This is a genomic window from Nonlabens sp. MB-3u-79, from assembly GCF_002831625.1.
Classification (GTDB): Bacteria; Bacteroidota; Bacteroidia; order Flavobacteriales; family Flavobacteriaceae; genus Nonlabens.
In genome coordinates this window covers 1,873,263-1,896,499 of sequence record NZ_CP025116.1, presented here as the reverse complement: position 1 = coordinate 1,896,499, position 23,237 = coordinate 1,873,263, and the positions used below count along the sequence as shown (strand labels likewise).

The following is a 23,237-nucleotide window of genomic DNA, read 5'->3' as shown; positions in this document are numbered from 1 at the left end:
GAGATGAAGAATTTATATATATATGCAGTTACTTTATTATTGTTCTCCTCTTGCTCTGATGTAGTTCAATTAGATCTCAATAATTCAGATCCACGACTAGTTATAGATGCCTCCATAGAGCTCAACGAATCTGGAACCTCTTCTACTAGAGTACAACTTACTAGATCTGCCGGGTTTTATGACGAGGAAATCGTTTTTGTAAATGATGCCTTAGTCAGCATCACTGATGCCGATGGCAGCCTCATCCCTATTCCTTTTGTCTCAGATGGAGTTTATAGCACTAACTTTCCATTTATAAGAATGAACAATCCTACTGAAAACAGCTACACCTTAACTATTAATGATAACGGAGATATCTACACCGCTACCGAAAGTTTAGAGCCTACGGTACCATTTACAGATGTAGAGCAAGAGACTATAAGCGGTTTTGGAGATGATCTTACTGAGGTCACTGCTTTCTTTAACGATCCTTCAGGTCTTGGTAATTATTACCTTTTTGAATATACTGATATAGACAATGAGCAAGTAGACACCAGAGATGACGAGTTTAGTGATGGAAACCGCACTCAAACTACCTTTTTTATAGAAGAAGCAGTTCCTGGAACAGTGGCAACTATACGCATCATAGGAATAGACCAGCGTTGTTTTAACTTCTATGAGACCCTGTTACAACAAGCAGGAGAAGGAGGTGGCGGTCCATTTGCTACACAACCAGCGGTTGTAAGAGGTAACATCATCAATACCACAGATTCAAAGCGGTCCCCATTTGGGTACTTTAGAATTTCTGAGGCTTTTGAAATTGAATATACCCTTCAGTAGACAGAAGGCAGTAGACAGTAGACAGTAGACAGTAGACAGTAGACAGTAGACAGTAGACAGTAGACAAAATAAATTTTAAACATAAAAAAGAGTGATTTTCAAAATGAAAATCACTCTTTTTTTTTCTAAGGAACCCTTTACAAACTACAGTTTAAAAATCAATGCATTTAGAATAGGATTACACATCAAATCATGCTTACCGCTTTTTATTTAGTTCGTAGCGGATTCTATATTCTATTATTTTACTACTTTCTATAAATAGAAAACCATCTCCTGCTGTGGTCGACGTACCTTTTTTAATTGAGACATGGAGTCGTCAGTCGCTCGGTACCCCACAGGAAGTAGTAAGGTGCTTTTTAAACCTTTGTTTTTTAAATCTAGTAATTCATCTATTTTCTCAGGCACAAAACCTTCCATAGGACAGGAATCGATTTGCTGTTGGGCGCAAACGGTGAGTAAGTTTCCTAAAATCAAATAAGCTTGGTTCTTTGCCCACAATTCAATTTCTTCAGACTCTTTCTTGGAAAAGGTACTTGTTAAGAAATCTTGAAAAGGTTGAATCACCTCATCTGGTGTGTTACGCTCCTTTTTAACTATAGAAAAATAATCTTTTACATATTGTTCATCTACAGCAGTTGTGCATATCACTAATACAGCACTGGCATCTTTAACTTGCATCTGACCATAAGAATGAGGCACCATTTTCTCTTTAAGGTCTTGATCTTGAACAACAATTAACTTGCAAGGTTGTAAACCGTAAGATGTAGCGGTAAGATTAAAGGCTTGAGCAAGCAACTCCAATTGGCTTGTTTCCAGTTTTTTTTCAGAATCAAATTTTTTGGTTGCATATCTCCATTGCAAACTTTCTATACTATCCATAGTTGTCATACGTTATCTTTGTAGTTGAGAATTTGGTAAATATTCTGCTTTAGAACTGAATCAAGTACAGGATAAAGTTCTATTTTCAAATGAGAATAGAAAGCGAGATCCACACCAATACTTTTCTAATTAATATGCAAAAATAACGTTCAACTCATGTCCATTAAGGGCTTTACTATAAGATTTTTCAATGAAGGACATCGATTTACGAATTAAGGAATCCAAGACGAGCATTTTCAAGGCTGTTTTTCCTAATACAACCAATCATTACGACACGCTTTTCGGGGGTATGGCTCTACAGCTTATGGACGAAGTTTCTTTTATTTGCGCCACTCGATTCTCTAGAAAAAAAGTAGTGACTATAAGCACTGATAAAATAGATTTTAAAAAACCTATCCCACAGGGAAGTATTATTGAAATGGTAGGTCATATTTCTAAAGTAGGTAAGACCAGTTGTGTGGTAGAAACCAGCATTTATATGGAAGATATGTACAGCTATTCTCGTGAAAAAGTGGTGACCGGAATCTTTACTTTTGTCGCCATAGGCGACGACAAAAAACCTACATCTATCATTTAATGCGCAGCATATTAAACATACTCGTTTTTAGTGTCATCTTAGCTGTAGTAGGTATCCTCATTCTTCAACTGCACGTTAAGCGCACCTCCAGAGATCTTATTGTAACAGATGTAAACCAACTTAAAGAGGCTTATACTGGTATTGTTCTAGGTGCAAGTGTAAAACCAGATAAAAGTCTTTCTCTTATCCTACAAGATCGCGTGGATGCAGCATTACTAGCTTATGAAAACAAAAAGTTTAAAAAATTCCTTCTGAGCGGTGATCACGGTAAAAAAAACTACGATGAAGTAAACGCCATGAAGAATTACCTCAACGATAGAGGAGTTCCGGACAAAGATATTTTCTTAGATCATGCGGGCTTTGATACATACGACACTATGTTTAGAGCTAGGGATGTTTTTAAGGTAAAAAGTGCGATTGTATTTACACAAGAATTTCACCTCCCTAGAGCAATTTATATTGGTAAAAATATGGGGTTGAATGTGCAGGGTTATGTAGCAGATCAGCATGAGTACCCCGGCAACAGTAGATTTGCAAGAAGAGAGTGGCTGGCAAATATGAAAGCTTGGATAGAACTTAATATTGAAAAAACCCCAACCTATTCTGGAAAGGTGATCCCGATTACCGGCGACAGTAAACTGTCTCATGATAAAGGTTGATTTATTAGGAGTTATAGGTTAGAGGTTTACAAATTCCATCTTTCATATATAATAAAGTGAAAAATGTTCTTCAAATACTTATCAAATTTTTATGGGAATTTTAAAATTTAGGTTGAGGTTTTCTCTTGGAATTATAAAAATAGAATTCGGTATGTTTTTTTATTATTACGCTCAATTTTTAAAGAATAATTGTATATTTGCAACCGCTTAAACAAAAAGTATTTTTTGTTGAATGACTAGGAGAAGTGGCAGAGTGGTCGAATGCACTGGTCTTGAAAACCAGCGAGGGTTAAACCTCCAGGGGTTCGAATCCCTTCTTCTCCGCAGTAACCCTGATAATCATCTGATTATCAGGGTTTTTTATTTTAGCGTTTGTTGTATTGCTTATGACGGAAACATGACCTTACTAAAACAAACTGTTGATCCTCTTTAAATAGTTGTTTTTCCAATAAGAGGTCTCTGCGCCAGTCACTAGCTGATTTGGAGGTTTTCCAACCCGATGAAGTCCCGGCCTGTATCCGCATCAAATCCTAAACCTTGTGCCTTTTCAGAAGGTGAGAATAATTCTCTGCCAGTTCGGCTATAAACTAAGTATTACTGAGTCGTTGGAGCTCGTGGTATCCCATTAGTTACCAACTCTTAAAGAGCATCTACAACTAACTAGCCTTAGAAGCTTTAGAGGTTCCTTTTTTGATGACTCGAATGCATTAGAAAAGGCTAAAGCTGATTTATATCAGCTTTTAAATCATAGAAGCACATTACTTTTAAACGCATTGATGAAAGCCTTATAACAGAAAATAATGAAAAATATAATTGTCCCAGTAGACTTTTCAATACATTCAGAAAACGCGCTTAAAGCTGCTGTACGCATTGCAAAACAGCATCAAGCTACGGTTACTATAGTACACATGATAAGCTTTCAAGAGGTGAATTTATCTAAAGAAAAGAAATCTGAAGAAGGTCGCTATTTCATAGAACTCACTCAAAAACGCTTTGACAAATTTCTAGATAAAGATTATTTAAAAGAAGTTACTGTTCAAACTGTTGTGCAGAACTATAAAGTCTTTAGTGAACTAAATCAGGTAGCAAAAGAACATCGTGGAGACCTTATTGTTATGTGTTCTCATAAAAGTAATGGCATTCAGAACGTTTTTATAGGTTCTAATACTAAAAAAGTAGTTAGAACATCAAATATCCCTGTCTTGGTAATTAAAGGTGAGAAAAAATTTACACCACATAAAGGGGTGTTTGCATGTGATTTCAAACTGGAGAGTAAAGAAATTTTTATAAAAGCCATGCAGCTTTTTAAAAAACTAAAAATAGAGGTTTCCTTATTGTATGTCAACCTGCCAAAAAGAAGTTTTCAAAGCACCAATCAGATCCATGATCAAATCACAAAATTTTCTGACACCTTAGCAGATGCTTATAAATTCTCCCCCGCAGAGGTCACCATATTTTCTGACTTCAGTGTGGAGAGTGGAGTATTTCATTTTGCAGAAAAGCAACAGGCTGATATTATCGGTATTCATACCCATGGCCGTAAGGGAATATCACACGCCTTATCTGGTAGTATAGGAGAGGCTATGGTCAACCATTCTTCCTTACCCATTATAACTTTTAAAATCTAGCACTAAAAAACTGCCCATTACTCAAAGCCTTCTATTAAATTATAGAGGGCTTTGTCATTTATAATTTTGATGCGCTTGCCCTATGTATGGATCCAGCCTGCTTTTTTAAATGCGGTTAAGTGTCTTATACAAGCCTCTTTTGCAGTCCCTACCAAGTTGGCAATATCTTCTCGTGTGAGAATCATTTTTATAAACCCCTCTTCATCTTTACCAAAATTATCTTCCAGATAACGCAATATTTCTGCAATGCGTTGCATCAATTAAAAAGATATATCCCAGAAGTGCCTTTTAATCATGTAGGCAGCTTGATCTCTTTAATTATTTTTACAGGTTTTCTTTAACTTGTGTTTACGTGGTTTAGGACTAGGCATCCCCTATGTATCCCCTTCTGAAAAGGTTGCCGTAGAACAGGTCTCCTCACAATATGAGTGTCATTAAAACAACTTTTTTTAAACATATAATTATGAAAACAACATCGATAATACCTTTAGTAAATTGGGGAATGGGCGCTATACTCATAGGTATTTTTGCTGTAGTAGGTGTCGTTATGATCTTTATCGTTTATAACATGGTAACTACTGGTAAAAAAGATACAACAGATGAATAAATACGATGACTTCATATGCCCCATTCATACACTCCTATACTTCAAACCTCATATAAATTGTAAAAAAAACTCAACAATAAATCGATTGATGAGCTCACCTCCTCTCGAAATGAACTAATGAAACTAAAATATGTAGTAAACCTTACTATAAAGCACTTTTAACAGATCTTATGGGCGTTCAACTCTTGTCACATGAATTCATGTCATAAATGCCAACTGCTGATTTGATAAACATTATATTGCAAAATAATGGTTGTCAAATCAATCTTTATTAAAAACCGATATGAATAAATTTATTATTAGTCTAGTTTTTACTGTATTCAGTTTTTTATGTTATTCCCAAGTTGGCGTAGGAACATCAGATCCCAAAGCGGCATTAGATGTTACCAGTACAGATAGTGGGTTCCTTATGCCTCGTATTGCAGATCATAATGCGCTGGTAACAGGTGTTGAACAAATAGGAATGATGGTATTTGATTTAGCTACAAACTCTATTTGGGTCTGGAATGGATCTTTATGGTCTGAAAATGAAATTGTGGGATCAGATGGTGACACCAGTTCTACAAATGAAATTCAAACTTCTAGTACCCTAAACATAACCGACACTGCAAATAATTTTGGCTCTAGCAATGTTGAAGGAGCTTTAACAGAGCTGGCTTCACGTACATTTGACCCATTTTTTGTAGATGTTTCTGGACGAGATAACAGAACATTTTCTAACGCTTTCACTACCTATGTGCACCCAAGTGTGAATTACGATCCTACCGGTGCTTATAATACCAGTACAGGTGTTATAACAATACCAAGTGATGGTATCTATCAAATAACAGGAACTATGCGTGTGGCAGATAGAAGCTCTTCAGGTGTTCAATATGGAGTAGGTGTTCACACGTCTAATATTGATGGATCTTGGTTTTTATGGCATGCCGTTCTATATACATCTAACCCCAATGATAGAACTACTTATCCTTACATTAGAGTGGGACACTTTAATGCTGGAGACCAATTGAGAATGTTTGTATATGTGGATAATGGCCCTTTAAGAATGTCAACTGGAGCTTTTCAGGTATTAAAAACATCAAATTAACTTATACGTTGTATATCGATAGATGAAAGGAGTCTCATTTAAACCGTCATAGAAAATAACTGCGTTTCTGGTTTTTTTCTTTGTAACCTGAGATCAAAAGGCAGACATACATTTCTAACATAAGCTCTTCCTTTTTCTGTCACCATCAGTTTATTGCTATGTATCTCTACCAAACTGTCCTTTTCTAACGCTACAAGGCTCATTAGAACCTTGGGTAGCTCCTTAAAATACAAAGACTCATCACTCCAGGAGGTCTCCAACTTGCACATCAAATTAGAGATATGCTTGCGTATGATTAAATCTTCCGCAGTTAACATATGACCTCTATAAACAGGTAATTCTCGATCCTCTATAAGACTTTGATATTCATCAAGGTTCTTTAGATTTTGGGCAAAACTGTACCATGAATCACTAATAGAAGAAACCCCTAGGCCTATCATCACTTGGGTTTTACTAGAGTTGTACCCCATAAAATTGCGGTGTAGTTCTCCTGATTCTTGCGCCTTATAAAGAGCGTCTGTCTTTAAGGCAAAATGATCCATACCTATTTCTATATAGCCGGCTTGAGCAAGCAACTCCTTCCCTATTTCATATTGCTGGCGTTTTATCGCTGCAGTAGGAAGGTCGGCATCCTTAAAACCTCGCTGTCCATTACCTTTGATCCAAGGCACATGCGCATAACTGTAAAAAGCAATGCGGTCTGGCATGAGTTCCATAGTTTTCTCCATCGTATGTACCACATTCTCGATGGTCTGAAATGGCAGCCCATAAATGAGATCATGCCCTATAGACTCATAACCTACTGTTCTAGCGTCTTCTGTCGCTCGCTGTACGTTTTCAAAAGCTTGTACGCGATGAATGGCTTTTTGAACCGACAAATTGTAATCCTGCACACCATAACATACCCGATTAAATCCCAATTTACTTAAGGTAGAAAGATGTTCTAAAGTTGTATTATTAGGATGTCCCTCAAAGCTATATTCTACATCCTCAGTTTTAACTGCCATCAAAAAAATTTGATTCAATAAATACTCTAAATTCTCAGCAGAAAAGAAGGTAGGTGTTCCCCCACCGAGATGTATTTGTTTGATCCGAGGCTTTTCATCAAATAATTCTAAGTACAATTGAAATTCCTTTATTACAGATTCTAAATAAGGAATTTCTACCGAATGATTTTTTGTAATGCGTTTATTACAACCGCAAAAAGTACACATACTCTCGCAAAAAGGAAGGTGTATGTAAAGGCTTATTCCTTCAGAAGCATTGCTTTCTTTAAAGCTTCTTTGCAGGGATTCTTTCCAACTAGAAATAGAAAAGCTATACTGATCCCAATAGGGAACCGTAGGATAGCTGGTATATCTAGGTCCAGCAACATTATACTTAGAAACAAGTGAACACATAGGTCTAAAATATAAAGTTGAATCCTGCGATAATGGTACAAACCACGATACTGGTGATCACCGCTTTTAATACTAACGCTGGTTTTTGCACCGTTAAAATAGAGGCTAGCACTAAGTTGCAACATACCACCACAGCAAATATTTCAATCATCTGGAAAATACCACTACCGTTTTGAAAAACAGACAATACTGTTATTCCTCCTAGGCAGGTACAAACGATAATAGCAGCCGCGGTGTGCAGCATAAAATGATCTTTCCAGTCTTTTTCTAGTCTTACATACAGAGAGCTCATACCTTAAATATTTAATTATTAGAGTACAAAGCTAAGAGGAGACAGGTGTTTCAAACGATGACTTTTGTCAGCTTTGAGGTATTTCTTTAATGCTTTTTTTATCTCGCTTTCGCGAAAGCGAAACTAAAACAGCCTCCTGAACTCGCATCAACTTCTTCTATTGATCGTATTTCAAGCTACTTGTTCTGCAAAAAAAATAAGCGATCTGTAGGCCTTTAAACATTGTTGACAAACGTCAAAAACTAGTTTTCCATAGAGTTAAATAGCCTAGCCTCGTGTATTAAAGTATCTTAGCAATCTTATCATCAATTAGACTCCTATTTATGAAATCTTTTTTAACACTGTTACTTCTTCTACTTTCTAGTGCCTCCTTTGCACAACAAGAATTGTATCACCGTGCAGAGGTCTATTACAATTCATATGAGCAATTCCAACAGATTCAAGAAGCTGGTGTCTCCATGGATCACGGTTATCATAAAAAAGATGTTTCCTTTGAATCGGACTTTTCAGTAAAAGAATTACGGACCTTATCTTCTATAGGTGTTGCTTACAACATCATCATTAATGATGTAAAACAGTTTTATTTAGACCAAAATAATCCAAGAAGTCCTAAATATGTCGCCCCAGAACTAGATTCAAAAAACGCAGGCTGCACCAATAACAGCAGTCAAATAAACTATACAACACCACAAAATTACAATCAAGGTAGTATGGGTGGTTTTCTTACCTATACTGAAATGCTACAGGAATTGGACGACATGTTTATCTATTCTCAAGCAAATAATTTAAACATTATTACTCCAAGAGCAGATAACATAAATCCAAGCAACCCAAATGATCTGGTAACCAGTGAAGGCCGTTACCAGCAATGGGTGAAAATATCTGACAACCCAACTACTACAGAAATTGCCGAGCCTCAAATGTTATATACTGCTATTCACCATGCCCGTGAACCAGCTTCTATGCAACAGCTTATCTTTTTTATGTGGTACGTACTAGAAAACTACAGTACTGATCCAGAAATTCAAGCTATAGTAGATAACACAGAGTTGTATTTCATTCCGGTGCTTAATCCAGATGGGTATGTTTATAATGAAACAACCAACCCAAATGGAGGTGGTCTATGGCGTAAGAACCGACGCGGTGGCTACGGAGTTGATCCTAACAGAAATTACAGTTACATCACACCTCAAGGAAATCAAGTGTGGAATACTGCTGGCACTTCTACAAATCAAAATAACGATACTTATGCCGGCGCTGGACCTTTCAGCGAACCAGAAACAAGAGCCGTTCGTTATTTTATAGAGAATCACAACTTTAAAATGGCACTGAACAACCATAGCTTTAGTGAGTTGTTGTTATATCCTTTTGGCTATGCAAATAATCAACCTACCACAGACGATACGTTATTTCAAAATATATCTCAAGTAATGGTGTCGCAAAACGGGTACAACAACATCATCAGCTCCGACTTGTATCCAGCTGCAGGAGATAGTGATGATTTTATGTACGGCATGCTCACCACCGCCTCTGGTGGAACAAGAGAAAAGATATATGCCATGACTCCAGAAATAGGCGCTTCTTTTTGGCCGGCAGCTAGTCAAATAGATGGGATTTGTAAAGAAATGATGTTCCATAACATTACTGCAGCCCAATTGACAGGTAACTATGGAAAGCTAGAAGATAACGCACCCAGTTCTTTTGAAACTACTAACGTGACAGTTCCTTTTTCACTTACACGTTTAGGATTGCAAGATTTTACAAGTTTTAATGTGACTATCAACCCTGTTAGTGCAAACATCGCAAGTGTGGGAAGTGCCCGATCTTTTAATAACCTCAATTTAAATCAAACGGTATCAGATAATATTTCTATGACATTGGACAACACGATCAGTCCTGGTGATCTTATTACTTATGAACTAGCGCTTTTTAATGGACTATACACGTCTACACAAACGATTACTAAAGTATATGGTGACTTCACTCCTGTTTTTGAAGATAGGGTTGTAAATGCTAATAATTGGCAACTAAACGGTTGGGGTATTTCTACCACCGAATTCTTTTCTCCTTCTCAATCCTTTACAGATTCTCCAGTTGGAACTTATAACAATAATCAGAATAAGTCCATTATATTAAACAATGCAAGTAGTGTTGACCTTACTTCTACCTCTTTATTAGAAGCAAATCTGATGTTCCAAGCCAAATGGGATATTGAAAATAATTACGACTATGTGCAAGTAGAAATTTCTACCAACAATGGCGCTTCTTGGACTCCACAATGCGGTAATTACACCAACACAGGAGTTGCTAGCCAACCCGCAAACGGACAGCCCTTATACGACGGTATACAATCCTCTTGGGTAGAAGAAAGCATCAGCCTTAGTGATTACCTAGGACAACAAATTTTAGTGCGATTTCAGTTGGTTACCGATCAAAGTGTCACTGGCGATGGGTTCTATTTTGACGATCTTAAAATCGTCGTGATGGATACTGCTACCGCAAGTAGCGCATCTAATCCATTAGATCAATTGGTTGCTATATTTCCTAACCCAGTGCGAGACCGGCTATTTGTCAATACTTCATTAGAAAAGTTTGAAGCTACTATCTACAATGTACAAGGACAGCAATTATACAACTACGTATCTATAGAAGCTGCTTTAGAATTAGATTACAGTGATTATTCATCTGGTATATATTTCTTACATATAGCTACAGATACCGCTTCAAAGACCTTTAAGATTATTAAGGAATAAGGCGGCTGTGATATAGCTTTGGTAAAAGTAGACATGCGCGCCCCATTAGGACAAAATGCGCTTAGGTTAACAAAGCTCCTTACACTGCTACTTGCAAACAAAGGCTAGCGGTTGTGGATAATTGCAACAGTAATGGAAGCTCTTACGACTGAAAGAAAACCTAAGATCAAGTCTTCTGCTTTTTCGCTGGGGTCTTATTGCGTAGTTCACTAGCGAGACGCTCGCGCCAGCTGGGGGATATCATTCCATAAAAAAAGCCTCTACGTTGTTGTAAAGACTTCTTTATAATTATTCCAATTGCAAATGCTTCTTTATAACGAAGAATGACAATCCATTATGGACCATTTCTTAAATCTTGGTAGTACTGATGCAAGTCGCCTTTTTGATCGACATAGGCATAAATAAAAAAACCGCCTTTACCACGAAGATTTGAAAATCGATACCATTGATCTTTTTGCAAATTACCGATGGTAGTATACCTTTCGTTATCCTTATAATTACTTGCTACTTTGACCCATTTCCAGCCGTTGTCCTTATTAAAATAAACCTTGCCTTTAGGGTTTGGTCTCTTATCTCTAAAACCGCTATACTCATAAATATAGGCACTTTCCACTTGCAACAGTGTGAAATTTTTACTTATGCTATTCAAATCAGTTCTTATTATCTGGACTGAATCACGTATCTGCATTTTTTCAACCTTGATTTGGTTGTTATATTCGTCCCAAGCTTCATTGCTAATATAGGTTCTGGTCAAAACAATCTCACCTGGGTCAAAAGGATTACACGAGATTAGTAACATCAATAGAATAAAACCAATAAATTTATTTTTGTTCATAATTAACCTCCGTTTTGTGGAACTGCTTTATCATCTTTCTTTTTTCCGCCTTCATGTATAGCATATATCTTGGCATTAAGTAGCCTATCATAGTCTCGTAGCTCAGTGAAAATCTCTGAATAGGTTTTGCCCATTGCTGGCGCGAGCGTCTCGCTCGTGACCTCACTCAATTCAAGTCTATTTCTAGAACAGTTTGATCATCATTACCGTAATTTCTTGCACTGCTGTATTTATAATCTATAGGATCTGTTACAAAACCAGTCTGAACAGGATTTTGATGAACATAGTTTAATTTTTGCTCAAATACTTTTAAAGTCCATATCTCAATAGGATGATTATTTTGCTGCCAGAATTGATATTTAGTTAGGTTACTATTCTTTTTACCAGCTCTCTCCAACATCCATAATAACCATTCTTTCCTACTTTCTTGTGTATTATCTCTAATCAAATTAATCATTTTCTTTGAAGTAAAGCCTTTAAAATCTCTTATCAATCCAGAAGGGTCGTTATTTGAAGAACGGAAAATTAAATGTATATGACTAGGCATAATACAATATCCATAAATCTCCATTCCTTTATTTTTTCTGCAAAAATCCAATGACTCAACAATACAAGAAAAATAAATATCTCTAGTTAACACATCAATCCAATTCACTATCGCAAAGCTTATAAAGTACGCTCCTTCCTCATTTTTGAATTTATATTTCCTACTCATAAAATTAAAAGTACAATAAATAGATATTAAACTATGGACAACACAATAACTCTCTAAACTTTAAAGCAAGGACTTTGTTTATGTTTAATTATTAATTTATTAAACTACAGTTTGTTATGGATCACGAGCGAGACGCTCGCGCCAGCTGGTGCTATAACATTAACAACGCATTTCTAGAATAGGAGTATTTGTTTTGAAAAAATCAAGGTCTTTGTTTAAAATGTAAATAAATACCGTAAGACGTAAATATTAACCCAGCAACAAATATTATTATTTTTAGCTTTAGAAATTGATAATCAACAAATTTAGTAGATACCCATATCAACATACCGATTAATATGAATTTATTTCTTTTTATATTGGGTAGAAACTTCATCTTTTTGTCGTTTCATCATTACAACCTGAACAAACTAAGAGAATTAGAAGTAAAGGGTAAATGAAGTTGTTTTTTTTACCCATTCTCATGTTTTTTCTCTTCATCGTCTCTTTCCTTACCGTTAAAACCGTACCTGTAGACTTCAGAATCCACACTTCCATGTCTATTATTTAGGAGCATACCGCCAGGATAGTAATCATTATAGCAAAACAAATGCCTTATCAAGTCTTCTGCTTCTTTTTTCTAGCTGCTGGAAAGAGTACGTTATTTAAAATCAAGCGATAACCTGGACTGTTGGGATGCAAGCTCAACTCTGTAGGTGGATCTCCTACTCGATGCTGGTAGTCTTCTGGATCATGGCCGCCGTAGAAAGTGAAAAATCCTTTACCGCGTATGCCGTGTATGTATTTGGCTTCTTTGTTGATTCTGTTCTCCCCTAGCACCAAAACATTTTTCTTTACTTCTTTCCTATTAAAACTAGTGGTCTGCCCCATAAATCCTTTGACAAGACTGGTATGGTTTTGATTGAGCATGGTAGGAATAGGATCCCATTTAGCACTGAAATCCATTAAAGAGAAATAATCCAGTTCTCGATCGATCGTACGCTTGGTAGTCATATCAATAGAGCTGAATTCGTACACCATAGGAGAACGCTCCAAAGTATAATCTGTAAAAGCAAAGGTTTTAGAGTAATCTATTTTATTTTGATACCCAGGATCACTCGCATCACCGTCAAACATAGGTTCTGCAATATCAACTCCTTCTGCACTAAGCGCTATATCAAAACTGTCTGTCGCGCTGCACATCGCAAACATAAAACCTCCACCGACTACATAGTCTCTAATTTTAAGTGCCACATCACGTTTTTCTTCACTTACCTTATCGTAGCCTAGCTTTTGCGCCAATTCTTCGGCTTGCTTCTTTTCTTCTACATACCAATGCGCTGCTCTAAAACTGCGATAAAATTTACCGTACTGCCCCGTAAAATCTTCGTGATGCAAGTGCAACCAGTCGTATAATATAAGTTGGTCAGAAAGTACTTCCTCGTCGTAAATCTTGGTGTATGGAATCTCTGCATAGGTGAGCACCATAGTTACCGCATCGTCCCAAGGCGAGGTACCTGTAGGAGAATACACCGCTATTTTAGGAGCTTTTTCTAGCAAGACTTCTTGCATGTTTTGAGACGGGCTGGCTATTAATTCTAAGATAGAACTTACCTCAGCTTCTGTCTTTTCTTCAAAGCTCACGCCTCTTACGATCAATTCTTTTTTGATTTCTTCTACGTTGGGCACTAAAAAGGAGCCGCCTCGATAGTTGAGCAACCACTTCACTTTGGTCCCTTTAGAAAGCACCCAATAAGAGATCCCGTAAGCTTTTAAATGGTCTGCTTGAGTCTCTGCATCCATGGGTATGAATAAATATTGAGACTGTGCAAAGAGTCCACTGGCACAAAATAATAAGAGTAAGAGAGTTCTTTTTAGCATTCTTCAAGTGTGTAATTATACCGCTTTCGCGAAAGCGGAATTTCAAAAATACCACCATCCCACAAGCTGCCTACTAATATAATAATTGAATGTGGAACAGACTGTACTAATTCAAACGAGTTATTCCACTAGAACGGCATATCGTCATTAGGAATTCCAAAGGCATCGCCAGGACTCCCCGCTTTAGGACTGTCAAAAGGATCTGGCTTTAAGGTGTCGTCGTTTGCGGCATTCATTTTTGAACCAAATTCTTCTGGAGTAGTAAAAAACTGATCGAGGTTATCAAACTTACCGAACTGTCCTAAGAACTTCAAACGTATGGAGTCAGTAGCACCATTACGGTGTTTTGCTACGATAAACTCTCCTTGACCTGCAGTAGGGCTGCGGTCGTCATCATCCCATTCATCCAGACCGTAATACTCTGGTCTGTAGATAAAGGATACAATATCTGCATCCTGCTCAATCGCTCCAGATTCTCTTAAGTCAGAAAGTAATGGACGCTTTGACCCCCCACGAGATTCAACCGCACGAGACAGCTGTGAAAGAGCAATTACAGGTACGCTCAATTCTTTGGCAAGTGCTTTTAAGTTACGAGAGATCGTAGATATTTCTTGTTCGCGATTCCCTCCTTTGTTACCGGTTTGGGCAGTCATTAATTGCAAGTAATCAATCATGATCAACTTGATACCGTATTGAGAGGCAAGTCTTCTACATTTTGCACGTAAGTCAAAAATAGAAAGTGATGGGGTATCATCAATGAAAATAGGAGCTTGTTCTAAGTCTTTTACCTTAACGTTGAGTTGTTCCCATTCATGTGGCTCTAGTTTACCCGTACGTAGTTTTTCAGAACTCAAGCCTGTTTCTGAAGAAATCAAACGAGTAATCAATTGTACCGAGCTCATCTCTAGAGAGAAGAAGGCTACGGGAATATTATTTCCTACGGCAATGTTACGAGCCATACTCAAGGTAAAGGCGGTTTTACCCATACCTGGACGTGCAGCAATAATAATTAAATCTGAAGGCTGCCAGCCACTTGTTAAACGGTCTAAATCTGTAAAACCAGATGGAATCCCTGAGAGTCCATCGCGGTTTGCTATTTCTTCAATACGCTCCTTTGCCTGACGCACCAAATCCATAGCAGTTTCTGTACTTTTTCTGATGTTCCCTTGGGTAACTTCATAAAGTTTAGATTCTGCCTTGTCTAGTAAATCAAAAACGTCAGTAGATTCTTCGTAAGATTCATTGATGATCTCCGTAGAAATTTTGATCAGGCTGCGTTGTATGAATTTTTGAAGAATGATCCTCGCATGAAATTCAATATGTGCTGTAGAACTTACTAACTGCGACAATTGAACGAGGTAATGATCTCCACCAGCGGCTTCTATTTTTTCCATTTTACGCAACTGAGCGCTAACGGTTAATAAGTCAACTGGCTTCCCTTCTTTAAAGAGAATATCTATGGCTTCAAAAATGAATTGGTGGTTTTTCTGATAGAAAACGTCTGGAGTAAGTAAGTCGATCACCTCATCTACTCCTTTACCATCAATCATCAAAGCTCCTATGACAACTTTCTCTAAATCAATTGCTTGAGGCGGTATTTTACCTTTTTCAAGTGTGACAACAGAAGTGTTTCCTGAAGTGATATTAGGGCGTTGCTGTACTTTTTCCATAGGATTCAAAAGTAGGGTTTTAAATAGGTTTTACTCGTGTTGGGTTATGATAACTTAATCAACAATTACACCAAAAATACAGTTCATAACATGTTAACAAGCATTGGTTTTTTATAAAAGCTAGGAACCATCAGTACTCACAAAAAAAGATGGTATTCTTCTTTGTCGTATTTTAGGTTGATAAGTCGTTTGGACCTTAGAAATCAAAAAATAACCAATTGAAAAGCTACAAAGTTATACCATAAACTTTGTAGCTTTTTTTCAATAGATTACTGAAATATAAATATTACTCTACCCCTTATAAACTCCCATATTAGCATATTTATCCATGCGCTGCTCTACGAGATCTTTAGGTGATAAGTCTTTTAATTCTGCATAATACCTGAGTATACATTCAGAGACCGATTTAAAAGTAGTCTCTCTATCTTTATGCGCACCGCCTTCTGGTTCTTTGAGAATTTCGTCTACTAGTTTTAGCTTCTTCATATCTGTAGAAGTTAGTTTAAGTGCATCTGCAGCTCTTTCTTTGTATTCCCAGCTTCTCCATAAAATAGAAGAACAAGATTCAGGAGATATAACAGAGTACCAGGTATTTTCTAACATGACAACTTTGTCTCCTACTCCTATACCTAATGCTCCACCACTAGCTCCTTCACCAATAATCATAACAATAATAGGCACTTTAAGACGTGTCATTTCAAGAATATTTCTTGCTATAGCTTCTCCTTGACCACGTTCTTCTGCTTCGAGGCCTGGATAGGCGCCTGGGGTGTCAATTAAAGCCACCACTGGTACACCAAATTTCTCTGCACTTTTCATTAAACGAAGTGCTTTGCGGTAACCTTCAGGATTTGCCATACCAAAGTTGCGGTACTGACGTGTTTTAGTGTTAAAACCTTTTTGCTGCCCTATAAACATAAAGCTCTGGTCACCTATCTTGCCTAGCCCACCTATCATCGCCTTGTCGTCTTTGACATTGCGATCACCGTGTAATTCTAACCAAGTATCACCACAAATTGCCTTGATATAGTCCAAGGTATAAGGACGACTAGGATGACGAGACATCTGCACACGTTGCCATGCCGTTAAATTAGCATATATATCTTTACGGGTTTCCTTAAGTTTTTTCTCTATTTGCTTGATCGTAGCACTTACATCAACATCACTCTCTTCTCCTAAGGTAATCGTTTGCTGGTATTTTTCTTCCAGCTCTTTAATCGGTAATTCAAATTCTAAATATTCCATATGAGGGAATTCGTTTTTTGGATCAACAAATATAGTGATATGAGTTGAAGTAAAAACACATTTGAATTTGAAACTGTAGCTGAATTTCAATTGGAATCAGATTCCAAGTCTGTTGAGCCCTACTCCGACAAAAGTGCGGAGGAATTCAAACATCTCCACATTAAAGAAACCCTATAAGTTAGCTTGTGAAATAATTGTGAGCCACTCCTTTTAATGCGGCATGACTAGATTAGAATAGACTTTAGATCACATTGATCCAACAGGCCGATTTAAAACTGGAACTGATACTGAGACTGGGACTGCCCAATGAGATGTAGATGGAGACTGTTCACTGCGACTAAAAAGCTACTTCTTTGCCAGACGTGTCTTTATAATACCATTACTGATAATAACGACTAGAATCACTACCGCTCCTATATAAAACTCAGGAGTCATTTCTTCAGAATCGCCTAGAATTAAAAACGCAAGAAAAATACCGTATACTGGTTCTAGATTTATGGTTAACATAACCGTATAAGCACTTAAAAACTTCATCACTTTTACACTAGCTATAAAGGCATAAGCTGTGCAAAAAGAGGCGAGAATACCTAACCACAACCAATCCATTTGAGTGAGCTCTGATGGCCGTACAAAATCCACAGGAAGAAATACAAAAAACAAGGACAGCAAGATCACGCCACTTAACAACTCATAAAAAGAAATCAATGATGGCGGATGCTCTTTTGCCCATTTTACATTCAGAATGGAGAAAACAGCACTCAATAAAGCACTAATCAATCCTAAGATCATTCCAGTCACATATTCTGTCTCAATCTGAAAGATATAGTACAGTGCACCAATGATCACCACTCCAAAAATAAGTTCGTACCACACAAATTTTTTGGAAGTAAACAAGGGTTCTAGTATAGCGGTAAAAAAAGCTCCCATACTTATCATCGCAAGAGTTACAGAAACATTTGAAGCTTTAATTGCTCCAAAGAAAGTGACCCAATGCAAGGCAATGACTATTCCTGCGATTAGAAATCCTATGATCCGCTTTCGCGAAAGCGAACCTTTACCAACCAATTGAAAAGGAATATTCTTCCATTTCATATAGATAAAGATAAGTACAACAGCCATACTCATGCGCCACCAAACCAGCGGAATAGAGTCTATACTGATCAGCGCACCCAGTACTGCGGTAAAACCCCAGATGAATACTATAAAATGTAAGTGCAGGTAATTAAGGAGTTTATCGTCTCGCATTTCTAATCAGGAAAAAGGCCACTACAGCAAAGAATATATTAGGGAACCACACGGCTATCCATGGATTAAAAGTGCTTTTCTCAGCAATGGTACCAAAGACTTTATCTAAAAACACATAAGTCATTGCGATAACGATTCCAATAGCGAGATTCAACCCCATACCTCCACGTTTTTTAACAGAGGAAACCGCTACAGCAATAAGCGTAAAAATAAAAGCGCTCACAGGGATGGAAGTACGCTTGTACTTTTCCACATAATAGATATTCATGTCTGCATTACCGCGTTTTTCTTCTAACTCGATAAAGTCGTTTAATTCAGAGAATTGAAGGGTTTCTGCAATATAGTCTGAGGGTGTAAGCTCATCGATATCAAAGGAAAATAAAGTGTCCTTTCTCTGTTCTCGTTCTATTTTTTCTCCGTCCTCAAGAATCGTTCTTTTTTTGTAACCACTTAATACATAAGTCGAATCTTCATATTTGATGCGATTGGCATAGATCTTATATTTCAACTCATTTCCTTCAAAATGTTCTAAGGTAAAATCAAAACCTATTTGGGAAGACGGCTGGTAATTGCTTACATATATGTAGTCGCTATCGTTGATTTGTCTAAAAACATTAGTGGTCTTTTTATCACCACCACGGTTGAAGTACTTGTTTTGAAATTCATTAAAACCCGAAGAAGCATTAGGTACAAACACCGCACTAAGGATCAGTGCAATGACACATACTATAGTAGCTCCTATAATATAAGGACGTAAAAATCTGTTAAAGGAAACCCCAGAACTTAAGAAGGCAATTACCTCCGTATTCATCGCCAGTTTTGACGTGAAAAACATAGTAGAGATAAACAAAAAGAGAGGAAACAAGAAGTTAGAAAAGTAAATAGTAAAGTCTAGCAAGTATATGATTACTTCACCAAAAGGAGCATCATTACTTATTATTTTACCTATTTTTTCGGCAATATGTACTGTTACCATTATAGGTAAGAACAAAACCAACAAAAGCGCAAACGCGCCTAGGTATCTTTTTAATATGTATTTATCTAATATACTTAGCACTAGAGTCTGTTATCCAATTGCTTGACCATTTTATCTTTCCATGTTCTAAAATCACCCGCAATGATATGTTTGCGTGCTTCTCTCATTAACCACAAATAGAAAGAAAGATTGTGTATGGTACAAATTTGTCTTCCCAACATTTCATTTACGGTAAATAAATGACGTACATAAGCTTTGGTATAAGCCGTATCTACCCAAGCATAATCTGCAGCATCTAATGGGGTGAAATCCTCAGCCCATTTTTTGTTTTTCATGTTCATGGTACCATGAGCGGTAAAGATCATACCGTTACGACCGTTACGTGTAGGCATAACACAATCAAACATATCTATACCTAGGGCTACATTTTCTAATAAGTTAATAGGAGTTCCCACGCCCATTAAGTAACGAGGTTTTTCTTTGGGAAGAATAGCGGTTACTACTTCAGTCATGGCATACATCTCTTCAGCTGGCTCCCCAACAGAAAGTCCGCCTATGGCATTACCAAACTGATTTGTCGCAGCTATAGCCTCGGCGCTTTGTTGTCTTAAATCCACATAAGTACTCCCTTGTACTATAGGAAAAAGTGTTTGTTTGTGTGCGTATAAATCTGGCGAATTGTCAAAATGAGTGATGCATCTTTTTAACCACCTGTGAGTCATGTGCATGCTACGTCTTGCATAATTGTAATCACATGGATAAGGAGTGCATTCATCAAAAGCCATGATGATATCACCACCTATACTGCGCTGTATATCCATGGCACGCTCTGGAGTAAAGGTGTGGTAAGACCCATCTATATGAGACTTAAACTTCACCCCTTCTTCCTTAATCTTGCGATTAGAGCTTAAAGAATAGACTTGATAGCCACCAGAATCAGTTAAGATAGGTCGATCCCAATTCATGAATTTATGAAGGCCTCCGGCTTTTTCTAAAATATCGGTACCTGGTCGCAGGTATAAATGGTAGGTGTTTCCCAGTATAATATCTGGATTCACCTCTTCTTCCAACTCCCGCTGGTGTACTCCTTTTACAGTACCTATGGTACCTACTGGCATAAAAATAGGAGTTTCTATTTTCCCGTGGTCTGTGTGTATCACTCCAGCTCTCGCTTGACTCTGTGAATCGCTTTGTAGTAAATCAAATTTCATGAGGGGCAAAGATACTTATATGAAATTGAATTTGTTGTCAAGAACAGGGGAACAAATAGGTAATGATTGAATAGTAAAAATAATAGGGATCAAATTTTGAAAGGTTCCGCTTTCGCGAAAGCGAGATACCCAACAGCCCTTAAAACAAGCTTACTTTAGTTTTTACTTTGGAAACAGCCTGCATTTGTTCACAAAACACATGATATCGTTAATAACTGGCTTTAAGAAAAATTCTTCTTAAGCCTCATTAAGCCTACTTTTGGTGGATCATTTAAAAACTCCAAAATGGCTGATACACAGCACTTAAAAGATTTAGTAACGCAAGTACGTCGCGATATCGTTAGACAAGTACACGCAGTAAGTAGTGGACACCCAGGTGGATCGCTAGGTTGTGCAGAATTTCTAGTAACCTTGTATAACGAGGTGATGGACCACAATCCTAGCTTTGACATGGATGGAAAAAATGAAGATTTATTTTTTCTTTCTAACGGTCATATTTCCCCTGTTTTCTACAGCGTTTTAGCTCGATCTGGTTATTTTCCAGTAGAAGAATTAAGCACATTCAGAAAATTAAACTCCAGGTTACAAGGCCATCCTACTACCCACGATGGACTACCAGGTGTGCGTATCGCAAGTGGTTCTTTGGGCCAAGGAATGAGTGTTGCTATAGGAGCAGCTGCTGTAAAGAAATTAAATGGAGATGGTAAAACAGTCTTCACTTTACATGGTGACGGAGAGCTTCAAGAAGGTCAAATCTGGGAAGCAGCAATGTATGCGGCCGCAAACAAAGTAGATAATTTGATTTCTACTATTGATGTAAACGGTCAGCAAATAGACGGAAGTACCGAACAGGTTCTCGCTCTAGGAGATTTAAGAAATAAGTTTGAAGCTTTCGGATGGAAGGTCATTACTGTTTCAAAAGGGAATGATGTAGACGCTGTTCTCGCAGGCTTAAAAGAAGCGCTTTCCTTTACGGGCAAAGGACTACCTATTTGTATTCTTTTACACACAGAAATGGGTAATGGAGTAGACTTTATGATGGGATCTCATGCATGGCATGGTATTGCTCCTAATGACGAGCAACTGGCTGAAGCATTGAAACAAAATCCAGAAACCTTAGGCGACTATTAACTTAAAGAGCATCTGCCCAGCAGATTTTAGATATGAAAATTTACGAAAATACAGGAAGTAAAGACACCAGATCCGGATTCGGTGATGGACTTACAGAACTAGGACAAAAAAATAAAAATGTAGTAGCGCTTTGTGCAGATCTTACCGGATCACTCAAAATGAACGCTTTTGCAAACAATCACCCAGAACGTTTCTTTCAAGTAGGAATAGCAGAAGCTAATATGATGGGAATGGCTGCAGGTATGACTATAGGTGGTAAAATTCCATTTACAGGAACATTTGCTAACTTCTCTACAGGTCGTGTTTACGATCAAATCAGACAGAGTATTGCTTATTCTGATAAAAATGTAAAAATTTGTGCTTCTCACTCTGGGTTAACACTTGGAGAAGACGGTGCAACTCATCAAATCCTTGAAGATATTGGATTGATGAAAATGCTTCCAGGAATGACAGTAATTAACACCTGTGATTACAATCAAACCAAAGCAGCAACACTTGCTATTGCTGAACATCACGGCCCTGTTTACTTAAGATTTGGACGTCCTAAAGTAGCTAACTTTACCCCAGAGAATGGCGAGTTTAAGATAGGAAAAGCAGTAGTACTTCAAGAAGGAACTGATGTTACTATTATTGCTACTGGACACTTGGTTTGGGAAGCACTAGAAGCTGCTAAAGCTCTAAATGAAAAAGGAATCAGTGCAGAAGTGATTAATATTCACACCATCAAGCCTCTAGATGAAGAGGCGATTATCAAATCTGCTAAAAAGACAGGTTGCGTTGTAACTGCTGAAGAACATAACTTCTTAGGTGGATTAGGTGAAAGCGTTGCCAGAACTTTATCTCTTAACAGTCCTACACCACAAGAATTTGTGGCGACTAATGACACCTTTGGAGAAAGTGGAACACCTGCACAATTACTTGAGAAATACGGTCTGAATGCAGAAAACATCACACTAAAAGCTGAAAAAGTAATCAAAAGAAAATAGTACAGTACTATTTTATTACAAAGTCCTCATTTAAAAACGAGGACTTTTTTTTTGTGCTTATTTTAAAATCGGTATCCTATTTTAGGACGTACGTTCAAGGAGCTTAAATGCCTCCTAATGGCCTTTATTGCATTTTAAACAGAGTATACTGGACCTCTAGAGATAGTTGCAACATAGAGCTGTTATTTAATGTATTGTGGTAAGACAATCCTGGAGCTACTAGAACAGAATGGCTACTGTCATCATCTAAGACCTCTGCTCGGTGGTTTTCTAATGGATCTAAAAAAAGGAAGCAGTTCCAAAGAAATTCCCAAACATAATCTCCCTTTTGATTTTTTATAAACATACTTATGGAGTTGGAGATAAGCCTTTACTCCAGAAGTATCTTCTACATCAAATTGATCCACACCATCTTTTAAAATGAAAAAAATAGTGTTCGGACACTGCGAGCTGTATAAACAATTCAAAGGCTTTATACCTCTTGGTGTCTGGAATCACTAAAGCCAGTTCAAATAAACGGGAAGTTGCCTGTAAAGTGGGATAAGTTTCCTTTGGGCAACAATAACCTACTCCTAATTTTAAATAAGAAGGCTCTTGCTGTTAAGAGTCCGCATTTACGAAATCTAAATAGGTCTGATATTAGTTGTGGTTTTGTGCTCTTA

Annotated in this window: 22 protein-coding genes and 1 tRNA gene; 10 read left to right on the top strand and 13 right to left on the bottom strand. The window is 37.3% G+C overall.

Translation table 11 applies throughout. The features are described from left to right. The first annotated feature begins 3 nt into the window (after nucleotides 1–3). Nucleotides 4–819 (top strand): DUF4249 family protein, encoded by an 816-nt coding sequence (locus CW736_RS08360; protein ID WP_101013523.1) that lies wholly within the window; start codon nucleotides 4–6, stop codon nucleotides 817–819. 252 nt (nucleotides 820–1,071) lie between these two features. Here CW736_RS08360 and CW736_RS08355 read toward each other — a convergent pair whose 3' ends face one another. After that, on the bottom strand, nucleotides 1,072–1,698 hold the full coding sequence (locus CW736_RS08355) for an NAD(P)H-dependent oxidoreductase (protein WP_101015082.1): 627 nt from the start codon (nucleotides 1,696–1,698) through the stop codon (nucleotides 1,072–1,074). 190 nt (nucleotides 1,699–1,888) lie between these two features. Between CW736_RS08355 and CW736_RS08350 the strand changes: the two genes are divergently transcribed. From CW736_RS08350 to CW736_RS08335, 4 genes are all read left to right on the top strand, one after another. Next, a complete protein-coding gene (locus CW736_RS08350) occupies nucleotides 1,889–2,275 on the top strand; it encodes an acyl-CoA thioesterase (protein ID WP_101013522.1) in 387 nt (128 codons plus the stop codon). Further along, nucleotides 2,275–2,934, top strand: a complete 660-nt coding sequence (locus tag CW736_RS08345; protein WP_101013521.1) for a vancomycin high temperature exclusion protein — start codon at nucleotides 2,275–2,277, stop codon at nucleotides 2,932–2,934. Before CW736_RS08350 ends, CW736_RS08345 begins: the two co-directional genes overlap by 1 nt. Before the next feature lie 239 nt (nucleotides 2,935–3,173). Beyond that, a tRNA-Ser gene (locus CW736_RS08340) sits at nucleotides 3,174–3,258 on the top strand. 476 nt (nucleotides 3,259–3,734) lie between these two features. Continuing rightward, the gene (locus tag CW736_RS08335) at nucleotides 3,735–4,562 is read left to right on the top strand and encodes a universal stress protein (protein ID WP_101013520.1); all 828 of its coding nucleotides are present in this window, start codon (nucleotides 3,735–3,737) and stop codon (nucleotides 4,560–4,562) included. An 80-nt stretch (nucleotides 4,563–4,642) separates the two neighbouring features. On the opposite strand, the gene CW736_RS08330 is transcribed toward CW736_RS08335, so the two are convergent. Continuing rightward, a complete protein-coding gene (locus tag CW736_RS08330) occupies nucleotides 4,643–4,819 on the bottom strand; it encodes a helix-turn-helix domain-containing protein (protein ID WP_101013519.1) in 177 nt (58 codons plus the stop codon). Nucleotides 4,820–5,025: 206 nt separating this feature from the next. Between CW736_RS08330 and CW736_RS14200 the strand changes: the two genes are divergently transcribed. Then, on the top strand, nucleotides 5,026–5,169 hold the full coding sequence (locus CW736_RS14200) for a hypothetical protein (protein ID WP_198519309.1): 144 nt from the start codon (nucleotides 5,026–5,028) through the stop codon (nucleotides 5,167–5,169). Between the two features lie 283 nt (nucleotides 5,170–5,452). Continuing rightward, entirely contained in the window at nucleotides 5,453–6,256 is an 804-nt protein-coding gene (locus CW736_RS08320) for a hypothetical protein (protein ID WP_101013517.1), read from the top strand. 38 nt (nucleotides 6,257–6,294) lie between these two features. Here the strand turns inward: CW736_RS08320 and hemN are convergent, their stop codons facing one another. Together hemN and CW736_RS08310 are read right to left on the bottom strand one after the other, a co-directional pair. Continuing rightward, complete coding sequence (gene hemN / locus CW736_RS08315) at nucleotides 6,295–7,656, bottom strand: oxygen-independent coproporphyrinogen III oxidase (RefSeq protein ID WP_101013516.1); 1,362 nt, start codon at nucleotides 7,654–7,656, stop codon at nucleotides 6,295–6,297. A 4-nt stretch (nucleotides 7,657–7,660) separates the two neighbouring features. Next, complete coding sequence (locus CW736_RS08310; protein WP_101013515.1) at nucleotides 7,661–7,948, bottom strand: hypothetical protein; 288 nt, start codon at nucleotides 7,946–7,948, stop codon at nucleotides 7,661–7,663. A gap of 323 nt (nucleotides 7,949–8,271) precedes the next feature. On the opposite strand from CW736_RS08310, the gene CW736_RS08305 reads away from it, so the two are divergent. Then, entirely contained in the window at nucleotides 8,272–10,701 is a 2,430-nt protein-coding gene (locus CW736_RS08305; protein ID WP_101013514.1) for a M14 family zinc carboxypeptidase, read from the top strand. Nucleotides 10,702–11,035: 334 nt separating this feature from the next. Here the strand turns inward: CW736_RS08305 and CW736_RS08300 are convergent, their stop codons facing one another. From CW736_RS08300 to tgt, 8 genes are all read right to left on the bottom strand, one after another. Beyond that, entirely contained in the window at nucleotides 11,036–11,536 is a 501-nt protein-coding gene (locus CW736_RS08300) for a hypothetical protein (RefSeq protein WP_157810912.1), read from the bottom strand. 166 nt (nucleotides 11,537–11,702) lie between these two features. Beyond that, complete coding sequence (locus CW736_RS08295; protein ID WP_101013512.1) at nucleotides 11,703–12,251, bottom strand: REP-associated tyrosine transposase; 549 nt, start codon at nucleotides 12,249–12,251, stop codon at nucleotides 11,703–11,705. 597 nt (nucleotides 12,252–12,848) lie between these two features. Next, nucleotides 12,849–14,111, bottom strand: coding sequence for an asparagine synthetase B (locus CW736_RS08290; protein WP_101013511.1), 1,263 nt, complete (start codon nucleotides 14,109–14,111; stop codon nucleotides 12,849–12,851). 128 nt (nucleotides 14,112–14,239) lie between these two features. Continuing rightward, entirely contained in the window at nucleotides 14,240–15,781 is a 1,542-nt protein-coding gene (gene dnaB / locus CW736_RS08285; RefSeq protein WP_101013510.1) for a replicative DNA helicase, read from the bottom strand. 291 nt (nucleotides 15,782–16,072) lie between these two features. Next, nucleotides 16,073–17,026: an acetyl-CoA carboxylase carboxyltransferase subunit alpha gene (locus CW736_RS08280; protein ID WP_101013509.1), complete on the bottom strand. Its 954-nt coding sequence runs from the start codon at nucleotides 17,024–17,026 to the stop codon at nucleotides 16,073–16,075. A gap of 345 nt (nucleotides 17,027–17,371) precedes the next feature. After that, the gene (locus CW736_RS08275; protein ID WP_101013508.1) at nucleotides 17,372–18,271 is read right to left on the bottom strand and encodes a DMT family transporter; all 900 of its coding nucleotides are present in this window, start codon (nucleotides 18,269–18,271) and stop codon (nucleotides 17,372–17,374) included. Beyond that, entirely contained in the window at nucleotides 18,258–19,328 is a 1,071-nt protein-coding gene (locus CW736_RS08270) for an LptF/LptG family permease (RefSeq protein ID WP_101013507.1), read from the bottom strand. The genes CW736_RS08275 and CW736_RS08270 overlap by 14 nt, the downstream gene beginning before the upstream one ends. After that, nucleotides 19,328–20,458 carry a tRNA guanosine(34) transglycosylase Tgt gene (tgt, locus tag CW736_RS08265; RefSeq protein WP_101013506.1) on the bottom strand — a complete coding sequence of 377 codons (1,131 nt, stop codon included), beginning with the start codon at nucleotides 20,456–20,458 and terminating at the stop codon, nucleotides 19,328–19,330. Before tgt ends, CW736_RS08270 begins: the two co-directional genes overlap by 1 nt. Before the next feature lie 285 nt (nucleotides 20,459–20,743). Here tgt and CW736_RS08260 point away from each other — a divergent pair, with 285 nt between their 5' ends. Both CW736_RS08260 and CW736_RS08255 read left to right on the top strand, forming a co-directional pair. After that, nucleotides 20,744–21,589, top strand: a complete 846-nt coding sequence (locus tag CW736_RS08260) for a transketolase (protein WP_101013505.1) — start codon at nucleotides 20,744–20,746, stop codon at nucleotides 21,587–21,589. A 32-nt stretch (nucleotides 21,590–21,621) separates the two neighbouring features. Further along, a complete protein-coding gene (locus CW736_RS08255) occupies nucleotides 21,622–22,575 on the top strand; it encodes a transketolase family protein (RefSeq protein ID WP_101013504.1) in 954 nt (317 codons plus the stop codon). 124 nt (nucleotides 22,576–22,699) lie between these two features. Here CW736_RS08255 and CW736_RS08250 read toward each other — a convergent pair whose 3' ends face one another. Beyond that, nucleotides 22,700–22,921, bottom strand: a complete 222-nt coding sequence (locus tag CW736_RS08250) for a hypothetical protein (RefSeq protein WP_101013503.1) — start codon at nucleotides 22,919–22,921, stop codon at nucleotides 22,700–22,702. Between the last annotated feature and the right edge of the window lie 316 nt (nucleotides 22,922–23,237).